The organism is Affinirhizobium helianthi (genome assembly GCF_042680945.1).
Lineage (GTDB): Bacteria > Pseudomonadota > Alphaproteobacteria > Rhizobiales > Rhizobiaceae > Neorhizobium > Neorhizobium helianthi.
In genome coordinates this window covers 1-21,227 of sequence record NZ_JBHUEQ010000040.1, presented here as the reverse complement: position 1 = coordinate 21,227, position 21,227 = coordinate 1, and the positions used below count along the sequence as shown (strand labels likewise).

Genomic DNA, 21,227 nt, shown 5'->3' with positions numbered 1-21,227 from the left:
TCACGGGCGGCCCCAGGTCGCGGATGATGCTGATCTCCGGTCCCCTCCCAGTCAGAGACCGGCCATTAAGCTTACTCTCCGCCACCGAGCGAATGAATGTAGACTGCCAGTTCCTTGACGGTGGCATCACCCAGACGGACATTCCAGCCGGGCATGACGCCGTGCTTGGGCTGGCGTATCTGGGCGGCGATCTGCTCTTCGCCCTGAACCTTCAGCCAGATGGCATCGGCAAGATTAGGCGCGCCGAATTCGCGATTACCCCTGGCATCCTCACCGTGGCAGGATGCACAGTTATCTGCAAAGAGCTGCCTGCCCGGCTCCACCAGCGCAGAATCATGCGGTGTGCCAGTAAGGCTGACCACATAGGCGGCAACCTGGCGAACTTCCTCAGGCTTGAGAATGTCAGCAAAGGCTGGCATTTCGGAAACCCGCGTATCCGCATCCGCATTGTAGCGAATGCCGTGAGCAATCGTCTGCTGGATCTGCTCGATGTTGCCGCCCCAAAGCCAATCGTCATCATTCAAGTTGGGATAGCCGGCTCCACCCGCGGCACCGGAACCATGGCACTGAACACAGTTGACCTTGAAGGCGGCGGCACCGGCCGCCGTCGCAAACTGGGTAAGCTGCGGGTCGGCCAGGATTTCCTTGACCGGCAGAGCGGCGATTTTCTCGACCATGCCGGCCTGCGCTGCCTTGGCACCTGCCACTTCCGCCGCCAATTCAGCACGGCTGGAATAGTTGAAGAGCCCCTTGGTGGCGTCCGTTAGCATCGGCCAGGCGGGATAGACCACCGTATAGGCAATCGCCCAGACGATGGTGGCATAGAAGCTCCAGAGCCACCAGCGCGGCAGGGGATTGTTCAGTTCGCGAATGCCGTCCCACTCATGGCCGGTGGTTTCGACGCCGCTGATTTCATCGATATGTTTGTCCGCCATGATCAATCCTCCTTCAGAGGGATGCTTGCGGCTTCTTGAGCCGAGCGCTTTGCGCCGGGGCGCAGGACGAAGAGAAGCGTGCCGATGAAGAAGAGGGTCATGGCCAGCAGCCCCCAACTATCGGCGAAGTGACGCATTGCCGTGTAGACTTCCATGGGTCAGCCTCCTCAGCGATAGCCGGTCGCGTCGTCATAAGTCGAGAAATCGACCAATGTGCCGAGCATTTGCAGATAGGCCACCAGCGCATCCATCTCCGTAACCTTAGTCGGGTCACCGTCGAAATCGCCAACCTTGGCCTTCGGGTAGCGTGCGAGCAGCGCCGTGGTATCGGCGTTCGGATCAGCCTGTGCGGCGAGATCCACCGTCGCGTTATCCAGCATTTCCTGGTTGTAGGGCACGCCGACAAGCGCGTTCGACTTCAGGTCCAGCGTCACGTCATTGACCTTGAGCGTCGTCTCCTTGAGGAAGGCGTAGCTCGGCATGATCGATTCCGGCACCACGTCACGCGGACGCACCAGATGCTGAACGTGCCATTCGTTCGAGTAACGGTCGCCCACACGTGCAAGATCCGGGCCTGTACGCTTCGATCCCCATTGGAAGGAGTGATCGTACATGGATTCCGCTGCAAGGCTGTAATGACCGTAACGCTCCACTTCATCGCGGAAGGGGCGGATCATCTGGCTGTGGCAGACATAGCAGCCTTCACGGATGTAGATGTTGCGGCCCGCCAGTTCGAGCGGTGAATAGGGACGCATCCCCTCCACCTTCTCAATGGTGTTCTGCAGATAGAAAAGCGGCGCGATTTCCACGATACCGCCGATGGAGACGACGAGTAGCGAGCCGACCAGCAGCAGGGTCGCATTCCGCTCGATAAACTGGTGTTTATCCATAATGGACATGGGTCCACTCCTTATTCGGCAGGCTGAAGAGCGGCAGGCGCAGCGCCCGGGACGTTTTCACGCCGCTCGTAGCCAAGAATGGTCATGGTGATGTTGAAGGCCATGATGAGCGACCCGGCCAGGTACATTGCGCCACCGACGGCACGCAGCACATAGTAGGGGTACATGGCAGCGACGGTTTCCGCGAAGGAATAGACCAGGAAACCCTGCTCATCGTATTCGCGCCACATCAGGCCCTGCTGCACACCGGCAACCCACATGACGGCGGCATAGACAACGATGCCCAGTGTCGCCAGCCAGAAGTGCCAGTTGACCATGGCAAGGCTGTAGAGGCGGTTACGGTGCCACAGCTTCGGCACGAGGTAGTAGATTGCGCCGAAGGAGATCATGCCGACCCAGCCCAGAGCGCCTGAATGAACGTGACCGATGGTCCATTCCGTATAGTGGCTGAGCGAGTTGACGGCCTTGATCGACATCATCGGGCCTTCGAAGGTCGACATGCCGTAGAAGGCAATGGCGATAATCATCATGCGGATGATGGGATCGGTACGGATCTTGTCCCATGCGCCGGAAAGCGTCATCAGGCCGTTGATCATGCCACCCCAAGACGGCATCCACAGCATGATCGAGAACACCATGCCCAGTGTCTGCGCCCAATCGGGCAAGGCCGTGTAGTGCAGATGGTGCGGACCGGCCCAGATGTACATGAAGATCAGAGCCCAGAAGTGGATGATCGACAGGCGATAGGAATAGACCGGGCGCTCGGCCTGCTTGGGCACGAAGTAATACATCATGCCAAGGAAGCCTGCCGTCAGGAAGAAGCCCACGGCGTTATGCCCATACCACCACTGGGTCAGCGCATCCTGCACACCGGCAAACACCGAATAGCTCTTCACGCCGAGGAAGGAGACCGGCACCGCCAGATTGTTCACCACATGCAGCATGGCAATGGTTACGATGAAGGCGAGATAGAACCAGTTCGCCACATAGATATGCGGCTCCTTGCGCATGAGGATCGTGCCGAGGAAGGCGACGAGATAGGCCACCCAGACGACGGTAAGCCAGAGATCGACATACCATTCCGGCTCCGCATATTCGCGCCCCTGGGTGATGCCGAGCAGGTAGCCCGTGGCGGCCATGACGATGAAGAGCTGGTAGCCCCAGAACACGAACCAGCCCAGCCCCTCACCGCCGAAAAGGCGGGCACGCGAAGTGCGCTGGACCACGTAGAAGGAGGTACAGATCAGCGCGTTGCCCCCGAACGCGAAGATGACCGCAGATGTGTGCAGCGGGCGCATGCGGCCGAAATTGAACCAGGGTCCAAAGTTCAGATCCGGAAAGGCCAGCTGCAGGGCAACGACCACACCCACCAGGAAGCCGACGACACCCCAGAACGTGGTTGCAACCGCACCGTATTTGACGACTTCATCGAAATAGCCGGAGCGATCTGCCACCGCAGATGCGCGGCCAGCAGGCGCAAACTTGAGCTGGCGCAGCAGAACGACGGTGGCTGCTGCCAAAGTGAAGAAGAGCACCCACATGTGTGCGGCGAACAGATTATCGTGGGCAAAGCCGGCCCCCAGGAGAGCCAGAAAGGCCCCTAAGGTCAGCGCCACGATCGGTATGGTATTGTTCATCGGAACATCCCCCAGAGGCGACAATCATGGGGCTCGGCATCGACTATAGCCGGCGAACCCCGCCATCTGGAGAAATCACATTATCCGCACAACCCGACCTTGATCTGGATCAACAGCAGAAAGCCATCTTTCAGCCGCAATGGACAGAGGCGTGGAAACGGCCAACCACCGGCTGGAGCGCCGGCTGGCTGAGCCTGCGGCCCTCGATCACACGACGGAAGCCGGATCTGGCCTGCGGCGCAGATCAATTGCGTAGCCGATGGCTGTCAGCACCAGCGGCACGATGAGTGTCCAGCCGAAGCCCGCCACCAGAAAGCCGCTGGATGCCACGGCTGCCAGTGCGATCAGCCGCGCGCCGAAGGACCGATTGAAGCGGAAATAGCAAAGAATGACGGCGAGATAGATGACGATGAAGTTCTGGTTTGCCAGCATCAGGCCCTGGGTGACGGTGAAGAGCTTCCAATGCAGGGCAAGGCAAAGTACGAGATAGACCGCCAGCATGAAGATCAGTGCGTTGCGCGGCATGCCGTTCGGCGCAAGCAGGCCGAGACCGCCCGGCAGGATTCGGGCGCTTCCAGCGGAGAAAATGAGACGGCTGGCGGCAAAGACCCAGGCATTTACATTGGCCAGAACCACCAGAATGATCAACCCATAGACAAGGCTGGCCAGCGGACTGTTCTCGACCAGATTGAGAAGGCCGGAGACGCCGTGAACGCTGATGCCGGATGCTTCCGCGCCCGTGGCCACAAGCGCCAGAGCGGCATAGATGGCCGTGACAAGAATGAAGCCAATGACAAAAATGGCCTTGATGGCGCGGCGTCCCCCGGCGACCTCGCCGCTTCCGAAGCTGAGATTTTCCCAACCCAGAAAGGCCCAGAAAAGGATGGCGCTGACTGTCCAGAGCGAATTCACCGACACCTGGTTCCAATCAGCAATATAGCCTTCATAGGCATTCAGTCCGGCACCCAGCAGGTGCGGCTGCGCACTGACGAAAAGAATGACGAGCAGCACCAGTGACAGAGCCGAGGCGACATTGATCCAGGAGGCTGGCCGAAGCCCGATAAGATTGACGAGGGTGGATGTGGCAAGCACGGCGAAGGCCAGCCAGACGGCTGCGCCTTCCGGCAGGCCAAAGATCTTCTGCAGATAGATGCAGCCCATATAGGTGCCGATCGGAATGCAGAGCATGAAGGTGAAGGCGAAGATGAGGGAAACCGCAGTCTCCGCCCAGTTTCCAAGCGCAAGTGCCGCATAGCGCGCAACGCCACCGGAGTCCTGCACCTCCAGCGACAGGCTGAGGAAAATGACGACGAGCGGCAACGAGATCATCAGGGTGAGCGGCCAGGACAGCGCAGCTGCCGCAACGCCGCCCGCCTCGATAGCAAGGCCAGGCAAGCCGAGAAGACCGGAGCCAATGATGGTGCAGATAGCAAGGACGACGCCTTGCGGAACCGACATGGACTTCTTCAACGCCATGAATTTTCTCCTCCTCGCGGCTGCCTGCTTCGCACCACCTTCCTTCAGATCTTGCTGAGACATCCTCCCACGGTCAGGTAGCGGTCCTCCAGCTCCCGAACCTCCAACCCACCGATCCGTGCGGCTGCCAACTGGGACCGCACCTCGGCGCAGGTGTAGGAAGAGCGCAGCGAGCTGAGATAGTGGGCCTGCACCACCTGCGATTCGCCACCCACATGTTTGCTGACAAGCGCCCTTGCCGTCGCCTCATCCGGCGGACGTCGCAGATCGCGAACGAAGACATGTGCCCCTTCCTCCGCAATGCGCCGTATTTCCCGCCAGAATTGAACAGCATCTGCCACGTGGTGCAGAACGCTGTTGCTCATCACCACGTCAAAGCTTCCATCTGCGCATGCAAGATTACGCCCGTTGGTCAAAAGCCAATGAATGCGCCGCGTATCCGCTGCAAGCCGTTCTTCCTGCGCATCCCGTGCGATGGCAAGCATCCGGGGTGAGATATCCGCGCCTGTCAGATCCCAATCGGGCGCATGCCGGCGAATGCGCAGCAGAACGTCACCGGGGCCACAGCCAAGGTCCACCACGCGCCGCGGCTTTCCCGCGGCAACCTTCACCACTTCCTGTGCCAAGGCTTCATGAGGAATGCTGTAATCGGCAGCGGCGTAGCAGATTTCCTCCTCTTCAGTCATGTATTCCGGTTCAGGAACGCGCGAGGCGAGACTCGTCAGATCCATATCCATCAGCCAATCTCCTCAACCTGACGGAACTTCAGCGGGCATCGCAGCGGCGGCGTTTCGTTATCGTCAGGCAGCATGTATTGAGGCCATTCAAGATCACCGGATTCGTAATGGCCGAGCAGCGGACTGCGCGGAACATCATCATAGAGATCGATATTCTCGCGAATCTTCTGGCGCATGGCAAAACCCTTCTTGTGAATGCCTGCGACAATATCGAAACGCTCCCGCGGATTGATAACGAGAACCATGCAATCGCACAGATTGCGGCTTCTCCGCTTCAGGTTTTGCGGATGGCTGACATTGACGAAGATCTGCTGCCCCTGAAAACACATGGACCAGAATTCCCGCTCAGGCGCAGTAGGGGTGCCATCCACCCAGGGAATGGGATCGTGATCAATCAGATACTGCATGGAAGAGATGAAGAGCTCCTGGTAATCGCTTGTAGAAGACAAATGAGCGACCGGCTCGAACAAGACCAGAAGCGGTTGCGCCGTATTGACCGAGCCATCCCATTTCAGGCAGTCTTCCAGATAGTCCTTCAGACCATCGTAAAAAAACTTGAGATCGTACCCTTTATCCTTGAAGGGCACCGGCAGGCAAAGAATATTCCCTCGGGCAAAAGCGTTCTGCGCGAATACACATGGAAATTCCGGACCTTCTTCGGTTTCAAAGCGAGACGCAATCTGCTGCATCATCTGCTTGACCCAATTTGGCTCCGCATCCTGCTCAATATTATTAATATTAACTGGATTAAATATTTGCATAGTTTTTCGGTCCCCACCCCTGCCCAAATTTGTATTGTGTTTTATTACCGATTACATTGCATTTTATGTTCCAATTGCGCTCTTGAGTTTGATCAGTTAAGCGCCGCAAACAACGGTGAATTGTGACATCTAAACGGAAAATCGTGCCAAACTCAGTGCCACCTGCCGCAGCCCAGAATTGTGAAAGGCGCAGCCTCGGGATTGTTGCCTACAACGGCGTCAATCTCTTCGAGATGGGGCTGGCGATGGAAATATTTTCACTCGCCAACGATTTGCATCCGGCCTATCGCATCGAGGTGTGCGCGGAGCGCGCGGCAACCCCGCTGCGCTCCTCGTTCGTGGGTCTGGTCGCCTCACACGGCCTTTCGGATCTGCACTGCTTCGATACCGTCATCGTGCCCGGGTGGATCGATATTGACGAGGATCCGCCCCTCGCTTTGATCAAGGCTTTGAAGAAGGCGCATGCCAGTGGCAGCCGGATCGTATCGATCTGCTCCGGCGTTTTCCTGCTGGCCGAAGCCGGCTTGCTGGATGGACGCCGTGCGGCGGTCCACTGGTCGCAGGCGCAATTGCTGGCACAGCGCTTTCCCAAGGTGAAGGTCGATCCGAAAGTTCTTTACGTGGATGAGGGCGACATCCTCAGTTCAGCGGGCCGCGCGGCCGGGCTGGATCTTTGTCTGCACATCGTTCGCAAGGATCACGGCGGATCGGTGGCGCGTGCAGTGGCTCAACGAATGGTTATCCCCGCCTTCCGCACGGGGGATCAGACCCAGTATATCCCCTACTCGGCCCAGACGCAGGTGGATGGTCTCTCCGATCTTTGCGCCTGGCTTCTCAGCCGGTTGAAGGAGAAGACCAGCGTCGATGACATGGCGCAGAAATGCAGAATGAGCCGCCGCACGTTCATACGCCGCTTTCAGAACGCCCGCGGCATGGCGCCCGCCGAATGGCTGACGCAACAACGTCTGTTCGCGGCGAAATCACTTCTGGAGGATAGCATCATGCCCGTGGAACACATCGCGGCAGAAGTGGGCTTTCCCTCCGCAGACGTGTTTCGCCATCATTTTCGCAAGCAGTTCCAGATGTCACCGGCAAGCTATCGAAAGACAATGCGCGACGGAACATCGGCGTGAACGATCCCGCATTCTGATGGCAATGCTTGTTTTGTTGGGAAAACTGGTCGGAGTGGAGTGATTCGAACACTCGACCCCCACGTCCCGAACGTGGTGCGCTACCAGACTGCGCTACACTCCGTGACCAGTGGCGCTCCTATAGACGAGCGCTTTGCTTTGCACAAGCACCCGCCAACACTTTTTTGAACGTCGAATTTTAAGCGCGCCCCTGTGCGGGAACTGATTGCGCCTTAGCTCATTATGCTGGTTCAGATTGTTCAGGCTGCTGCTTGGTTTCCATGAAGAATGAAGAAGAGTCGAAGCTCAATGCAAGTCAGGCCGGTGACCGGCTGCTGGCCGAGCATTCCTCGGAGGATCCGTTCGCTGCTGCATTCAAGGCTACGCGCATGCCGATGCTGATCACGGATCCGCGCCAACCGGATAATCCGATCATCTTCTCCAACCGGGCTTTTTCCGAACTCACTGGCTATACGCAGCGGGAACTGGTCGGTCGCAACTGTCGTCTGCTGCAGGGACCGGACAGCGACCAGGCCGTGATTTCGCAGTTGCGCGAAGCGATCCGCGAGGAGAGAAGCCTTGAAGTGGACATCCTGAACTACCGCAAGGACGGAACGACATTCTGGAACGCTCTCTTCATGAGCCCTGTCCGCAACAGCGATGGAGAAGTGGTCTACTTCTTCGCATCGCAACTGGATTTCACCCATGTGAAGGACAAGCAGATGGAGCTTGCCGCCGCGCGCAGTTCTGCCGAGCGCGAGGTTGCGCGCCGCACCAAGGATCTGCGCGACGCGCTGGATGCGAAGACGCTCCTCGTGCACGAGGTCGACCACCGGGTCAAAAACAACCTGCTGACCATTGCATCCATCCTGAAACTGCAAGCGCGCACCAGCGGCGATGCGACGGCCAGACGCACCCTTCGCTCCGTTCTGGATCGCGTGGAGGCCCTCAGCACCGTGCAAAGAAAGCTTTTTACCACCGCCGATGTGGAACGTTTCGATGTCTCGGATTTTGCACGGGAACTGGTTACGGATATGATCGGGGCGCTCAGACGCGACGACATCAAGATTACCTTCGACTTGTCTCCGGTCCTCGTTCCGGCAATCAAGGCCTCACCGCTGGCACTCATCATCAATGAAATGGTGGGGGATGCGTTGCGGCGCGGCCTGAAGGATGGCGGCGGCTCTCTCAATCTCTGCATCAAGCGCCTGAACGGTCACTTCCAGATCCGCGTCGTGGATTCGATGCAGCCGGTGGAAGTCGATCCCGCTGACGAGGAATTCAGCCGGACTATTCTGGAAACCTGCGCACGGCAGGTCAATGCCAGGATCGATCGCAGCAAGGAAGGTGCAAACACCATTGTTGATATCCGGCTTCCCGTGGGAAGCGTAGAGGAGGGGCACCGCGCGTGAATATTTTGATCGTTGAAGATGAAGCGCTTCTGGCTCTCGAACTGGAGAGTGAACTCGAGGCTGCCGGGCACCGGATTGTCGGGCAGGCCATGTCCAGCACAGAAGCGCGCGCTCTCACGGACGAACACAGGCCGGATTTTGCCTTCATGGACATCCATCTTCTGGACGGCCCGACCGGCATCGATGTCGGACGCTACCTCTCTGCCAAAGGCATTTCCTACGTGTTCGTGACCGGCAATCTCAAACGCATACCCGCTGATTTTGCCGGAGCAATAGGCGCAATCGAAAAGCCCTATACGATGAACGGGCTGGAAAACGCACTATCCTATATCGAACGGTTCATCCGCGGCGAACGGCGCAACGTGATCCCGCCGAGCCTTGTGCCAGCGCCGTGGCTGGAACAGCGTTTCACCGGCACCGGCTGATTGTAAGGCGGCTATCGACCGACGCCAAAATATTGGAATCCGTGACGCGTGACCTCTTCACCCGGATAAACGTTGCGTAGGTCCACGAAGACTGGCGTGTTCATCAGGGGCTTCAGACGCCTGAAATCCAGCGCGCGGAAAGCGTCCCATTCCGTTACGAGCACGATGGCATCGGCACCCTCGGCGATCTGATAGGGGCTTTCGCCGAAGCTTACCTCCTTGAGCATGGTCCTGGCCACCTCCATTCCTTCGGGATCGTAGGCATGGATGGAGGCGCCGTGATCCTGCAAAGCCTGGATAATGGAAAGCGATGGCGCATCGCGCATATCGTCGGTATTGGGTTTGAAGGTGAGGCCCAGCAGGGCAATCTTCCTGTCACGGACGCTACCGCCGCAGGCAGCAACGACCTTGCGGGCCATGGCCCTCTTGCGGGTATCGTTGACCGAGACCGTTGTTTCGATCAGCCGCAGCGGGCTCTCATGGTCCTGGGCAGTCTTGACCAGCGCCATCGTATCCTTGGGAAAGCAGGAGCCGCCATAGCCTGGTCCTGCATGAAGAAACTTGTCGCCGATGCGCTTGTCCATGCCGATGCCTTTGGCCACCTTCTGCACATCTGCACCGACCTTTTCGCAAAGATCCGCCATTTCGTTGATGAAGGTGATTTTCATCGCGAGGAAGGCATTGCCCGCATATTTGATCAATTCAGAGGTGCGGCGGTCGCAGAAGAAGAGCGGAGCTGAATTCAAATAGAGCGGGCGATAGACCTCCCGCATCACTTCCGTGGCTCGCTCGTCCTCTGACCCAATGACGATTCGGTCGGGGCGCTTGAAGTCGGCAATGGCTGCGCCTTCTCGCAGAAACTCAGGGTTGGAGACCACTGCGAAATCCGCCTCCGGCCTTTCGGTGCGGATGATGCGCTCGACCTCGTCTCCCGTCCCGACCGGCACGGTCGATTTGGTGACCACGACGGTGAAGCCCTTCATGGCATGTGCAATATCTCGCGCCGCCGAATGGACGTAGGACAAATCGGCATGCCCATCGCCTCTGCGAGACGGCGTGCCAACGGCGATGAAAACCACATCCGCATCTTCGACAGCCTGCGCCAGATCCGTCGTGAAGGAGAGACGCCCCGCTTTGACGTTGGAGCGTACCATATCCTCCAATCCCGGTTCGTAGATCGGGATGATGCCGGATTTCAGTGCGGTAACCTTTTCTTCGACATTATCAACACAGGTCACATGATGACCGAAGTCAGCAAAGCAAACTCCCGATACCAAACCCACATAGCCGGCACCGATCATCGTAATACGCATGAATGTCTCTCGCTTGCTGCCCCGGCGCAATGATGTGGGGCGATGGAATCTCACAGCGCCATATAGGCCACCTGTTTAACTTTCAAATGTCAGTCAGCTACTATTGGCAAAGTCACCGCGCGTAATGCCGTGACGCTGAAGCTTGTCATAGAATGTCTTGCGCGGGATACCGAGGAACTCGATCGTCCGGCGGACATCGCCATCATGCGTCTGCAAGGCTTCCCTGATCATGTCCGCCTCGATACGGGCGAGGCGATCCGGCAACGTCCCGCCTGTCGCGACGCCGGATGCCTCGCGAAATTCCTGCTGCACCGAAGGTTCAAGACCAAGCGTCAGGCGCTCGGCAAAGTGATTGAGTTCGCGCACATTGCCAGGCCAGTCATGATCGGCCAGATGGCGGGCGACGGCGCCATTGATCTGTGGCACCTCGCGGCCAAAACGCTTTGCCGCGCGCTGAAGAAAGAAGCGGAAGAGCAGGGGCAAATCCTCCCGCCGCTCCCGGAGAGGTGGAATGAAAAGGCTGACGACGTTCAGGCGATAATAGAGATCCTCGCGGAAGCCGCCGCGTTCTGCCGGGTTTCCCAGATTTACCTTGGAAGCCGCCACGACGCGCAGATCGACAGGGCGAACCTCATTGGTGCCGAGCGGCGTCACTTCACGCATTTCCAGCACACGCAGCATATGGACCTGCGATGAAGCCGGCATGCTTTCGATTTCATCGAGAAACAGCGTGCCTCCGCCGGAATGCTCGATGCGTCCTATCCGCCGCTTCTGGGCACCGGTGAAGGCACCCGCCTCATGCCCGAACAGCTCGCTTTCCATGATCTGCTCGGGCAGGGCACCGCAGTTCAATGCCACGAAGGCTCCCTGGGAGCGTCGGCTCCAGCGGTGCAGCAGGCTGGCGACAACCTCCTTGCCGGTGCCCGTCTCCCCGGTCAGAAGCACATCGACATCCGTATCGGCAATCTGGCGAATGGTCTGCCGCAGGCGTTGCATCACGGGTGTCTGGCCAAGCAGGGGAAGATCGTCCTCCTCCGCGTCTCTCGCATCGCGAAGCACCCGGTTTTCCAGCACGAGACTGCGCTTCTCGCCCGCCCGGCGCACACACTGCACCAATCTCTCGGCGGCAAAGGGCTTGGCGATGAAATCGTAGACGCCGTTGCGGATGGCATCGACGGCCATGGGAATATCCCCATGACCTGTGACCAGGACAACGGGAATATCCGCATCGATTGCCTTGATCCGCTCGAACAGCTCCAGCCCATCCATACCTGGCATTCGAATATCGGACACCACGACGCCGCGAAAATCCGGCTGGAGCCTGGCCAGAGCTTCCCCACCCGTTGCATGCGCACTTACGGAGAACCCCGCCAGATCCAGAGTTTGCGTGGTGGCCCGCAAAAGATCGCGGTCATCATCGACGAGAAGGACTGGAGTGGCTTCGGTCATTGCGCGGCCTGCTTCAACTCAATCGTAAAACGGGTTCCGGCTTGCGAGGTATCGACACTGATGCGGCCCCCGTAGTCGGAGACGATATCCTTGGCGATGACGAGCCCAAGGCCCAGCCCCTTCTCCTTGGAGCTGTTGAACGGCGAGAAGAGGTGCTGGCGGATGCTTTCCGGTATTCCCGGCCCATTATCCTCCACAGTCACAAGGATCTTTCCGTCAAGGCTGTGCGTCGCCACGCTGACGCGCCCGTCCGCCTGTCCTTCAATGGCTTCCAGCGCATTCTGGAAGAGGTTGATGAGAACCTGCTCCAGACGTAGCCGGCTTGCCTGTACGAGAATGGGTTTTCCCGCAGGGAGATTGATCTGCAAGGCATCCAGCCGACCGGCAAAACGGCTCTTCAAAAGCATGGTCGCGCCCGATACGGCATCCTGAAGATTGACAGGCTCTGCCGCTGTCCGTCCCCGCCGCGCCAGGGCCTTCAGATCTTCTGTGATCGCTCCGATGCGCTCGGTAAGGCCCGCGATCTCGCGCAGGTTTTCGCGTGCTGCCTCAGGCCGATCCCGCTCAAGATAAGTTCCCGCATTATCCGCATAGGCGCGAATGGTCGCGACTGGCTGGTTTATCTCATGCGCAACCCCCGCGGCCACCTGACCGAGAATGGCAAGACGGTTTGCCTGCACCAGCTCCTGCTGCACACCCTGAAGGCGCGCTTCGGTGCTCCGGTGATCTGCCATTTCAGCTTCCAGCCGGTCTCTTGCGCTGCGCAGATCCAGCGTGCGCTCCTCGACCCGGCGCTCAAGTTCGAGCCTCGCGGCCTGCTCCTGGGCGATGCGCGCCAGAACCGTCTGCCTGCGCCAGAGCACCAAGGCTGCCAATGCAAGCAGGGGAAGAAGAAGGGCGAGCGCTGTCAATTGCGCCTGACCGATCATCGCATCCAGTTGCGGCTCTGTGGGCAGAAGATAATGCAGCCGCCACGGGGTGGAGGGCACGCCCAGAGCCACCTCCACCATGCGTCTCTGTCTTTCACCCGGCAGAACGGTCTCAATCACCCTCACATCATCCGTGAAGGGTTGGAGCTGAAGCATGGGCAAAGGCACCAAAGACGCATCTCCGAACTGCAGGCTGGACCGGATCTGCTTCTGCACGGCAGGCTGGAGCGCCGAGGTCGTCATGAAACGCCAGGAGTCGACACTGGTGATGAGAACCACACCATCCTGATCGGCAACGAAAGTGGGCTTCAGAGTTTCGCGCCAGTCGCTTTCCAGCTGATCGAATTCCGCCTTGACCACGATGACACCAAGCGGCGCCTCTGCCGCTCCAACCCGGTGTGAAATGTAGAGGCCGGGCCGCAGACTTACGCTTCCCAAGGCAAAATGCTCTGCCTTTCCTTCCGCCATGGCACGGGAGAAATAGTCGCGAAACGCATAATCGCTGCCGACAAAGCTGGTTGGCTCTGCCCAGTTGCTGGATGCAATGGCGATACCACGACGATCAATCAGATAAAGCACGGAGGCATTGGTACCGGCGACGAGATCCTGCAGCTTCCTGTTCAGGCCATTCAGATGCAGCGTCGTCGGCTCCCTTAGCGCCTCTTCCACCTCCCGGTCGCGGGACAGGATCAAGGGCAGCGCTCTCGGCCTCTCCAGAACCGCACGCAACAGCGCCACCTTCAGCCCCGCATCAATGCGGGCCTGGCTGCGAAGCTCCCGCATGGCGGCATCCGTTCCATAGCGATGCGCACCGATGAGGGTGACGGTGACGAGAACAAGGGAAACCAGGGTAAACAAGACCCAACGCCGCCGCGCAGCAGGGGCGGAACTCCAGTCAGTAAGGCTGTCGGTGAAGGCGCGCATGTCTGGTTTTTCGCACAGGCATAGGCACCCAGGCAAGATGCACTGTGCGGATTTTCGCACAATGCATGGAAAGTCGAATATCATCGGCAAAAATTACCTCATGTATTCAATGCCTTAAGAAAACACCCCCAAGCTGGCACGCCGATTGCAATCTCGCCTCATCGTCAAATGTCGCCCCCGGGAGAGCCGTCGGGTGGGGGCGCAAGGAGGATTAGGTATGGATTTGCATCTCGACGCTACGGCTCCCCGTGGCAAAATTCCCCTTTATCGTCAGCTCTACGTCCAGGTGCTCGTCGCTATTGCGGCAGGCATCGCGCTTGGACATTATTACCCGGAAATTGGCGCATCGCTGAAACCGCTCGGCGACGCCTTTATTCGGCTTGTCAAAATGATCATCGCCCCGGTGATCTTCCTGACCGTTGCAACAGGCATTGCCGGCATGTCCGACCTGAAGAAGGTTGGGCGCGTAGCCGGTAAGGCAATGATCTACTTCCTCGTCTTTTCGACGCTTGCCCTTGCCGTGGGCATGCTGGTCGCCAACGTCGTGCAGCCGGGCTCCGGCATGCATATCGACCCGGCAACGCTGGATGCCAAGGCTGTTGCAACCTATGCCACCAAGGCACATGAAAGCTCCATAACCGGCTTCCTGATGAACATCATCCCGGAAACCATTGTCGGCGCTTTCGCCCAGGGCGACATTCTTCAGGTCCTGTTCTTCTCGGTGCTGTTCGGCATTTCGCTGGCCATGGTCGGTGAGCGTGGAAAGCCGGTGACAGATTTTCTGCAAGCGGTGACGGCACCCATCTTCAAGCTGGTTGCCATTCTGATGAAAGCCGCGCCCATTGGCGCATTTGGTGCCATGGCATTCACCATCGGCAAATACGGCATAGGTTCGGTTGCAAACCTCGCCTTCCTGATCGGCACGTTCTACCTCACATCCCTGCTGTTCGTTCTGGTGGTGCTTGGCGCTGTCGCGCGCTACAACGGTTTCTCCATCCTGGCGCTCATCCGCTATATCAAGGAAGAACTGCTTCTGGTTCTGGGCACCTCTTCATCCGAGGCTGCCCTGCCGGGCCTGATGCAGAAGATGGAGCGGGCGGGCTGCAAGCGCTCTGTCGTGGGCCTCGTCATTCCCACCGGCTATTCCTTCAACCTGGACGGAACGAATATCTACATGACCCTGGCCGCGCTGTTCATTGCACAGGCGACCGATATTCAGCTGTCGCTTGGTGATCAGATCCTGCTGCTTCTGGTCGCGATGCTCAGCTCCAAGGGTGCGGCGGGCATTACGGGTGCCGGTTTCATTACCCTGGCGGCAACGCTTTCCGTCGTTCCATCGGTTCCGGTTGCTGGCATGGCGCTGATCCTCGGAATTGACCGCTTCATGTCCGAATGCCGCGCTCTGACGAATTTCGTCGGCAATGCGGTTGCGACCATTGTGGTTGCCCGCTGGGAAAACGAGTTGGATTCCGCAAAGCTGAATGAAGCTCTTTCGGGCCGCTTGCCGGAGCCGACCGCCGCTGGCTTGCAGGCTGCGGAGTAAATTCCTCCCAAGGAAGAGGATCGGGCCGATGGCCAGAAAAGCCACAGGACCGATCTTGCCAGAAGGCCCGCCGATCTCTCGGCGGGCCTTCTGCTTGAATGGGTGAGGGTTGTGCTTGCTCAGGGGCCGTTTACGAGCGCCAGAATGAGCTGGTGAACATTGCCGCCATCGGCCAGTTCCATCCGGTCAAATTCCGCGTTGCGTGCCCGTTCCGCCCGCGACAGTTCGCCCAGTTTCTGGGTCAAGACCTCGCGTATCCGCTTGCACTGCGGATCATTCTCGACCCTGAGGCCTAGACTGTAATCCTGAATCTGCTGCACGAGTTCCTTTACAAACTCGCCGTGTACACGCTCGTGCTTTTCAACACCCGCAATGAAACGCGCCCAGCTTTGCCGGACATCAGACGGAAGCGGATTGGCGGGCTTGGGAAGCGTATAGGTGATTACGACGCGCGGCTGCGCGACTGTGATGGCGCAGGCTGTTCCTTGCGGTTCATATTTGCGCGTCCACGTCAGTTTGAAGCTTGTATGGGCGATGGCCTGAACCCCGGCATTCGGCCCTTCTTCACCGATGGAGCGATAGAGATCGATGCCGGTCTTACCCTTGATCGGATAAGTCTTGATCTGCTCAATCGCCTGCCAGTCTGCGGCAATCGATGTCTGCGGCAGACACGTGGCCGCTATCACCCCTCCCGCCAGGGGAAGAATCTTCATGAGCAGTTTCACCAATTATAGATCTCCTGTGCGCCAGATATCTGGCGCACAATAGTCAAAAGCGGAAGACTCGCCAGAGCCCGATCAGCCAATTGTCATGAGGCTTGCATTGCCTCCGGCTGCAGCCGTGTTGATGGACGTGGAGACCTCTTCCAGCAGCCAGTTCAGGCAGTAGCTCTCAAGCCGTTCCATCGGGCCGGGTTTTGCAGCCTGCGTCAACACCAGCGGACCGGGAAGCTCTGCGATGCGCATCTGCAAGGCCTTGATCTCCTCGTCCTCTCCCTCCAGCAAGGCACCGGCAAAGGCTTTGCCGGTGTTCCAATGCCTTACCTTCTGGACACGTGCCAGCACTTCCGGGGGCAACTGATCCGCCAGGGACTGAACAACGGGACTGGAGACATCGAGAACTGCCGTATTGCCGGTTGCCAGAATGCAGGCCAATTGCAGCAGCAGACCGTTTTCGCTGACCGGCACGGACAGGATAAGGCCGCGCGGATGCAGCGCATAGAGGTTCTGTTCGCCAACAGGCCCCGGCAATTGCAACTCCAGCCCAAGTGCTGACTGGCTGCCAATGGCTCTTGTCATTTCCGCCTGCTCATGGAGCTTGCGGTCATCCAGCCAGCGCGCCAGGGCACTCAGCGCGGAATCGAGATGCACCGAACTCAGATGCGGTGGCTCCGGCGGTGTCTGCACCAGCCTGCCAAGGTATAGCGGTCCGCCAGCCTTGGGGCCTGTGCCGGAAAGACCACGCCCCCCGAAGGGCTGAACGCCGACCACTGCACCGATTATGTTGCGGTTGACATAGCGATTGCCTGTCTTGATCCGGCTAAGGACGTGAGCAATGGTCTCATCCAGCCGCGTGTGGAGACCGAATGTCAGCCCGTAACCCGTGGCATTGATGTCCTCCAAGAGGCGGTCCAGATCTTCACGGCGATAACGAATGACATGCAGGACCGGGCCGAAGACCTCGCGCTGCAAGTCCTTGATAGAATTCAGCTCAATGATCGTGGGAGCAACAAAAGTGCCTTGATCCGCCGCCGATGGAAGCGGGGCCTGATGAATTTTCCGCCCAAGAATGCGCATTCGCTCGATATGCGCATTGATGGTTTGCTGCGCCTCATGGGTAATTACCGGGCCAATATCGGTCGATAACCGATCAGTACGGCCGATGGACAACTCGGCAAGGGCGCCCTTCAACATTGTCAGCACGCGATCAGCAACATCTTCCTGCACACACAAAATGCGAAGCGCCGAGCAACGCTGGCCTGCACTATCGAAGGCAGAGGCGATGACATCGCCCACCACCTGCTCCGCAAGTGCCGAGGAATCGACGATCATGGCATTCTGCCCGCCGGTTTCCGCAATCAGCGGAATGGGTTTTCCCGTTTCAGACAGCCGATGCGCCAACTGCTTCTGGATGATGCGTGCCACCTCGGTCGAGCCGGTAAACATGACGGCCGCCGTTTCTGGCGCCGAAACCAGCGCGCCGCCGATACTGCCATCGCCCGGTACAAATTGCAGGGCTTCGCGCGGCACACCCGCCGCATGCAAGAGCTTGATCGCCTCATAGGCGATGAGGGGCGTTTCTTCTGCTGGCTTGGCTAGAACCGGATTTCCCGCAACCAGTGCAGCAGACACCTGCCCTAGGAAAATGGCGAGCGGGAAGTTCCAGGGGCTGATGCAAACCACCGGCCCCAAGGGCTTGTGTGAAAGCCCCAGCGTGCGGCGCGCCTGCTCTGCATAATAGCGCAGAAAATCAACTGCCTCGCGAATTTCGGCAATAGCGTTTGGCAGAGATTTTCCTGCCTCGCGCATGATCAGACCAAGCAGTTGCGGCATCGCCTGCTCCAGCAGATCGGCAGCCTTTTCCAGAACGGCTGCCCGCTCCTGAGCCGCCATTTGCTGCCACGCATTGCTTGCCTTGGCGACCGCAACGGCACGCAGAGCCTCCGCCTCGATCGCATCAGCCACTGTCCCGACCTGATCGCGGTGGTCAGCAGGATTGAGAACCGGTCGAGGTTTTGCAACACTGGCATCGAATGCAAGCAGCGGAACGGCTTCGACCATCTGTTGGGCAGCACGCTGAAAGGCCTCCGACAGGTGAGCCAGAGTGTCTTCGTTGGACAGGTCAAGGCCCTTCGAGTTCCGCCTGCCTTTACCGAAGAGGTCTTGCGGCAAGGCAATTTTCTCATGCTTTGCACCGACCCTGGCTTGGGCGCGCACAATGTCGGCAGGATCTGCAATCAGATCATCGATACTGACATTCTCATCGCCGATACGGTTGACGAAGGAGGAGTTTGCTCCGTTCTCAAGCAGGCGGCGGACGAGATAGGCCAGCAATGTTTCATGCGTGCCAACGGGCGCATAAATACGGCAGGGGCGGTTCAGCTTTGCCGGACCGACAACCTCCTCGTAGAGCGGCTCCCCCATTCCGTGAAGGCACTGAAATTCGTAAGAGCCAATAGAGAATTCAGGACCGGCGAGATGATAAATCGTCGCAAGCGTCTGGGCGTTATGCGTGGCAAATTGCGGGAAGACGTGATCGCGGGCAGCCAGAAGCTTCCTTGCGCAGGATATGTAAGAGACATCGGTGTGCACCTTACGGGTATAGACTGGAAAATCCTCAAGACCATCCAGTTGTGCGCGCTTGATCTCTGCATCCCAATAGGCGCCCTTGACCAAGCGGACCATGATGCGATGACCGGAGCGTTTCGCGAGGTCTATGATGTAGTCAAGCACGAAGGGGCAGCGCTTCCCATAGGCCTGCACCACGAAGCCGATCCCATCCCAGCCAGCCAGCTCCCGATCCAGGCAAAGTTCTTCCAGAAGATCGAGAGACAGTTCGAGGCGGTCGGCTTCCTCGGCATCAATGTTCAGGCCGATATTGTAGCCCTTTGCCAGATGGCAAAGCGCCTTCACCCTCGGCAACAGTTCCGTCATCACCCGGTCTGCCTGAGAGCGGGAGTAGCGCGGATGAAGGGCGGAAAGCTTGATGGAGATGCCAGGCCCGGCATAGACACCGCGTCCGGCTGACGCCCGACCAATGGCATGGATGGCGTTCTCATAGTCCCGGAAATAACGTTCGGCATCGGCGCGTGTTGTGGCCGCTTCGCCCAGCATATCGTAGGAATAGCCGAAGCCCTTCTCCTCCATCTCCCGCGCACGCTTCAGCGCTTCCGCAATGGTTTCGCCCGTGACGAACTGTTCGCCCATCATACGCATGGCCATATCCACGCCACGACGAATAACCGGCTCGCCGCAACGGGCGATCAGGCGCGTCAGGGCTGACGCCAGACTGCGGTCATTGACGGTGGATGTGAGTTTCCCGGTGACGACCAGCCCCCAGGTCGCAGCATTGACGAACAGGGAACGCCCGCCGCCCATGTGAGACTTCCAATCGCCATGAGAAATCTTGTCGCGAATGAGTGCATCGCGCGTGGCCATATCAGGGATACGTAAAAGTGCCTCAGCAAGGCACATAAGCGCCACGCCCTCCTGGCTGGACAGCGAATATTCATGCACCAGACCTTCGACCCCAGAACCATGCGGTTTGCCCCGTAGGGCAACGACCAGCCGGCGGGCCGTCGCCTTTACATCCAGCCTTTGTGCGTCCGGTAGGGAGGCTCCGGGCAGCAGTGCCATCACGCAATCGGCCTCTGGCCTCCGATAGGCCGCAGTGATCTGCCGCCTGAGCGGCGACTGCTGGCGTATGGGTGGTGCGAAATGTTCGAAGGCTGTCTGCGGAGAGAGAGAATTGGCAGTCGAGGTGGATTGCGCGGTCATGGGGTGAGGCCTCAAGGCAGAACTGGCGATTGCCGAACTATACCGCAGGACGCGACCGCCACAGAGACTATTCATGCGGCCCAAAGCAGCCTAAACTCCCAAATTAAATTCCCAATCTAGGTAAAAACACTATGCAACACGTTCAAACAGGCGATTTAGACGCCTTCGATCTGAAAATACTGGATGAAGTGGCAGCAGACGGCCGAATTTCCGTGACCGAACTTGCGTCACGAATTGGCTTGTCCAAGACACCATGCAACGCACGGCTCAAACGGCTCATTGATGAAGGCTACATTCTCGGATTCCGCGGCGTGATCAACCTGCCGAAACTTGGCCTGGATCATGTGGCTTTTGCGGAGGTGAAGCTTTCGGACACGCGTGAAAAGGCACTCACCGAATTTAACCAGGCGATCTCACGCATCAAGGAAGTCGAGGAATGCCACATGATTGCAGGCAGATTCGATTATCTCATCAAGATCCGCACGCACAATATTCGCCGCTACAGGGAAGTTCTGGGCGAGAAGATATCAAGCCTTCCGCACGTCGCCAGCACATCGACCTCGGTCGCAATGCAGTCAGTTAAGGAACGCTGACCTATCTGCGCGTATCTTTTATTTCGCAGATAGTACCGTATGAGTAAGAATCGACCTCGTCGCGCCGGGGAATCTCTGGCTGAATGCACATGCTCCCGTCATGCACGGCGAGCTTTCCCCCAACATTGCCCTGCTCCGGCGGGGCCTTTTTGTTTCATGGCAAGGTCACCGGCCTCCCAATGGAGACCAATGACGCTCGATGTTAATTTTGGCATGATCCCAAGCCGCGTGAGACGTGTGCCAACCCTACAGCACCGCGCTGCCCGCCATGAAGGCCAAAACGAGGAAAATCAGGAAGATAACAATTGCAATGAAGAAGAGTATCCGAGCAATCGTAGCAGTAGCGGCTGAAACGCCCGAGAAGCCGAGAAAGCCGGAAATGAGTGAAATGACAAGAAAGATAAGCGCCCACTTCAGCATGATAATCCAATCCGCTTGATAATCCGATGATCATCAACGGCAATGCTGATTGATTGTTCCGTTCTTGAGTATCTTCTGAGTATGAAGCTTGAGGAGTGTTCGTCTCGTGTTCGTCAACAAAGGAGGGGCTTGCTCTCGCATGGCGAGC

General features: G+C 58.4%; 18 protein-coding genes and 1 tRNA gene. 5 read left to right on the top strand and 14 right to left on the bottom strand.

Annotated features, from left to right (window positions below; translation table 11 throughout):
- Window positions 1-71: 71 nt before the first annotated feature.
- The 7 genes from ccoP to ACFSE1_RS19075 all read right to left on the bottom strand — a co-directional run bounded on the left by ccoP (window position 72) and on the right by ACFSE1_RS19075 (window position 6,376).
- Window positions 72-935, bottom strand: a complete 864-nt coding sequence (gene ccoP / locus ACFSE1_RS19105) for a cytochrome-c oxidase, cbb3-type subunit III (RefSeq protein WP_377405158.1) — start codon at window positions 933-935, stop codon at window positions 72-74.
- Window positions 936-937: 2 nt separating this feature from the next.
- Window positions 938-1,090, bottom strand: coding sequence for a cbb3-type cytochrome c oxidase subunit 3 (locus ACFSE1_RS19100; protein WP_377405155.1), 153 nt, complete (start codon window positions 1,088-1,090; stop codon window positions 938-940).
- Window positions 1,091-1,102: 12 nt separating this feature from the next.
- The gene (gene ccoO, locus ACFSE1_RS19095) at window positions 1,103-1,834 is read right to left on the bottom strand and encodes a cytochrome-c oxidase, cbb3-type subunit II (protein WP_377405152.1); all 732 of its coding nucleotides are present in this window, start codon (window positions 1,832-1,834) and stop codon (window positions 1,103-1,105) included.
- Window positions 1,835-1,845: 11 nt separating this feature from the next.
- Complete coding sequence (gene ccoN, locus ACFSE1_RS19090) at window positions 1,846-3,471, bottom strand: cytochrome-c oxidase, cbb3-type subunit I (RefSeq protein ID WP_377405151.1); 1,626 nt, start codon at window positions 3,469-3,471, stop codon at window positions 1,846-1,848.
- Between the two features lie 207 nt (window positions 3,472-3,678).
- Window positions 3,679-4,947 (bottom strand): APC family permease, encoded by a 1,269-nt coding sequence (locus ACFSE1_RS19085; protein ID WP_377405148.1) that lies wholly within the window; start codon window positions 4,945-4,947, stop codon window positions 3,679-3,681.
- 44 nt (window positions 4,948-4,991) lie between these two features.
- Window positions 4,992-5,684, bottom strand: coding sequence for a class I SAM-dependent methyltransferase (locus ACFSE1_RS19080; RefSeq protein WP_377405145.1), 693 nt, complete (start codon window positions 5,682-5,684; stop codon window positions 4,992-4,994).
- The gene (locus tag ACFSE1_RS19075) at window positions 5,684-6,376 is read right to left on the bottom strand and encodes a YqcI/YcgG family protein (RefSeq protein ID WP_377405143.1); all 693 of its coding nucleotides are present in this window, start codon (window positions 6,374-6,376) and stop codon (window positions 5,684-5,686) included. Before ACFSE1_RS19075 ends, ACFSE1_RS19080 begins: the two co-directional genes overlap by 1 nt.
- 212 nt (window positions 6,377-6,588) lie before the next feature.
- Between ACFSE1_RS19075 and ACFSE1_RS19070 the strand changes: the two genes are divergently transcribed.
- Window positions 6,589-7,578, top strand: coding sequence for a GlxA family transcriptional regulator (locus ACFSE1_RS19070; protein WP_377405140.1), 990 nt, complete (start codon window positions 6,589-6,591; stop codon window positions 7,576-7,578).
- A 44-nt stretch (window positions 7,579-7,622) separates the two neighbouring features.
- Here the strand turns inward: ACFSE1_RS19070 and ACFSE1_RS19065 are convergent.
- Window positions 7,623-7,699 (bottom strand) — tRNA-Pro (locus ACFSE1_RS19065).
- 157 nt (window positions 7,700-7,856) lie between these two features.
- On the opposite strand from ACFSE1_RS19065, the gene ACFSE1_RS19060 reads away from it, so the two are divergent.
- Together ACFSE1_RS19060 and ACFSE1_RS19055 are read left to right on the top strand one after the other, a co-directional pair.
- Window positions 7,857-8,987 (top strand): PAS domain-containing protein, encoded by a 1,131-nt coding sequence (locus ACFSE1_RS19060; protein ID WP_377405137.1) that lies wholly within the window; start codon window positions 7,857-7,859, stop codon window positions 8,985-8,987.
- Complete coding sequence (locus ACFSE1_RS19055; RefSeq protein WP_377405134.1) at window positions 8,984-9,412, top strand: response regulator; 429 nt, start codon at window positions 8,984-8,986, stop codon at window positions 9,410-9,412. Before ACFSE1_RS19060 ends, ACFSE1_RS19055 begins: the two co-directional genes overlap by 4 nt.
- A gap of 11 nt (window positions 9,413-9,423) precedes the next feature.
- Here ACFSE1_RS19055 and ACFSE1_RS19050 read toward each other — a convergent pair whose 3' ends face one another.
- The 3 genes from ACFSE1_RS19050 to ACFSE1_RS19040 form a co-directional block, all read right to left on the bottom strand.
- Window positions 9,424-10,725, bottom strand: a complete 1,302-nt coding sequence (locus ACFSE1_RS19050) for a UDP-glucose dehydrogenase family protein (RefSeq protein ID WP_377405131.1) — start codon at window positions 10,723-10,725, stop codon at window positions 9,424-9,426.
- 93 nt (window positions 10,726-10,818) lie between these two features.
- Window positions 10,819-12,174 carry a sigma-54-dependent transcriptional regulator gene (locus tag ACFSE1_RS19045; RefSeq protein ID WP_377405129.1) on the bottom strand — a complete coding sequence of 452 codons (1,356 nt, stop codon included), beginning with the start codon at window positions 12,172-12,174 and terminating at the stop codon, window positions 10,819-10,821.
- The gene (locus ACFSE1_RS19040; protein ID WP_377405126.1) at window positions 12,171-14,027 is read right to left on the bottom strand and encodes a sensor histidine kinase; all 1,857 of its coding nucleotides are present in this window, start codon (window positions 14,025-14,027) and stop codon (window positions 12,171-12,173) included. Before ACFSE1_RS19040 ends, ACFSE1_RS19045 begins: the two co-directional genes overlap by 4 nt.
- 217 nt (window positions 14,028-14,244) lie before the next feature.
- On the opposite strand from ACFSE1_RS19040, the gene ACFSE1_RS19035 reads away from it, so the two are divergent.
- Window positions 14,245-15,570, top strand: coding sequence for a dicarboxylate/amino acid:cation symporter (locus ACFSE1_RS19035; RefSeq protein WP_377405123.1), 1,326 nt, complete (start codon window positions 14,245-14,247; stop codon window positions 15,568-15,570).
- A 119-nt stretch (window positions 15,571-15,689) separates the two neighbouring features.
- Here ACFSE1_RS19035 and ACFSE1_RS19030 read toward each other — a convergent pair whose 3' ends face one another.
- Window positions 15,690-16,283: a DUF922 domain-containing Zn-dependent protease gene (locus tag ACFSE1_RS19030; RefSeq protein WP_377405120.1), complete on the bottom strand. Its 594-nt coding sequence runs from the start codon at window positions 16,281-16,283 to the stop codon at window positions 15,690-15,692.
- A gap of 84 nt (window positions 16,284-16,367) precedes the next feature.
- Window positions 16,368-20,066, bottom strand: coding sequence for a trifunctional transcriptional regulator/proline dehydrogenase/L-glutamate gamma-semialdehyde dehydrogenase (putA, locus tag ACFSE1_RS19025; protein WP_377405119.1), 3,699 nt, complete (start codon window positions 20,064-20,066; stop codon window positions 16,368-16,370).
- A 131-nt stretch (window positions 20,067-20,197) separates the two neighbouring features.
- Here putA and ACFSE1_RS19020 point away from each other — a divergent pair, with 131 nt between their 5' ends.
- Window positions 20,198-20,659, top strand: a complete 462-nt coding sequence (locus ACFSE1_RS19020) for an Lrp/AsnC family transcriptional regulator (RefSeq protein ID WP_377405116.1) — start codon at window positions 20,198-20,200, stop codon at window positions 20,657-20,659.
- Between the two features lie 246 nt (window positions 20,660-20,905).
- Here the strand turns inward: ACFSE1_RS19020 and ACFSE1_RS19015 are convergent, their stop codons facing one another.
- Window positions 20,906-21,079: a DUF1328 domain-containing protein gene (locus ACFSE1_RS19015; RefSeq protein WP_377405113.1), complete on the bottom strand. Its 174-nt coding sequence runs from the start codon at window positions 21,077-21,079 to the stop codon at window positions 20,906-20,908.
- Window positions 21,080-21,227 lie beyond the last annotated feature (148 nt).

Bases quoted from the DNA above. Each gene is read 5' to 3' on its own strand.
- ACFSE1_RS19020 (WP_377405116.1), top strand. From the start codon at position 20,198: ATGCAACACGTTCAAACAGGCGATTTAGACGCCTTCGATCTGAAAATA.
- ACFSE1_RS19060 (WP_377405137.1), top strand. From the start codon at position 7,857: ATGAAGAATGAAGAAGAGTCGAAGCTCAATGCAAGTCAGGCCGGTGAC.
- ACFSE1_RS19100 (WP_377405155.1), bottom strand. From the start codon at position 1,090: ATGGAAGTCTACACGGCAATGCGTCACTTCGCCGATAGTTGGGGGCTG.
- ccoO (WP_377405152.1), bottom strand. From the start codon at position 1,834: ATGTCCATTATGGATAAACACCAGTTTATCGAGCGGAATGCGACCCTG.
- ACFSE1_RS19075 (WP_377405143.1), bottom strand. From the start codon at position 6,376: ATGATGCAGCAGATTGCGTCTCGCTTTGAAACCGAAGAAGGTCCGGAA.
- ACFSE1_RS19045 (WP_377405129.1), bottom strand. From the start codon at position 12,174: ATGACCGAAGCCACTCCAGTCCTTCTCGTCGATGATGACCGCGATCTT.
- ACFSE1_RS19015 (WP_377405113.1), bottom strand. From the start codon at position 21,079: ATGCTGAAGTGGGCGCTTATCTTTCTTGTCATTTCACTCATTTCCGGC.
- ACFSE1_RS19035 (WP_377405123.1), top strand. From the start codon at position 14,245: ATGGATTTGCATCTCGACGCTACGGCTCCCCGTGGCAAAATTCCCCTT.
- ACFSE1_RS19030 (WP_377405120.1), bottom strand. From the start codon at position 16,283: ATGAAGATTCTTCCCCTGGCGGGAGGGGTGATAGCGGCCACGTGTCTG.
- ccoP (WP_377405158.1), bottom strand. From the start codon at position 935: ATGGCGGACAAACATATCGATGAAATCAGCGGCGTCGAAACCACCGGC.
- ACFSE1_RS19050 (WP_377405131.1), bottom strand. From the start codon at position 10,725: ATGCGTATTACGATGATCGGTGCCGGCTATGTGGGTTTGGTATCGGGA.
- ACFSE1_RS19080 (WP_377405145.1), bottom strand. From the start codon at position 5,684: ATGGATATGGATCTGACGAGTCTCGCCTCGCGCGTTCCTGAACCGGAA.
- ACFSE1_RS19085 (WP_377405148.1), bottom strand. From the start codon at position 4,947: ATGGCGTTGAAGAAGTCCATGTCGGTTCCGCAAGGCGTCGTCCTTGCT.
- ccoN (WP_377405151.1), bottom strand. From the start codon at position 3,471: ATGAACAATACCATACCGATCGTGGCGCTGACCTTAGGGGCCTTTCTG.
- putA (WP_377405119.1), bottom strand. From the start codon at position 20,066: ATGACCGCGCAATCCACCTCGACTGCCAATTCTCTCTCTCCGCAGACA.
- ACFSE1_RS19040 (WP_377405126.1), bottom strand. From the start codon at position 14,027: ATGCGCGCCTTCACCGACAGCCTTACTGACTGGAGTTCCGCCCCTGCT.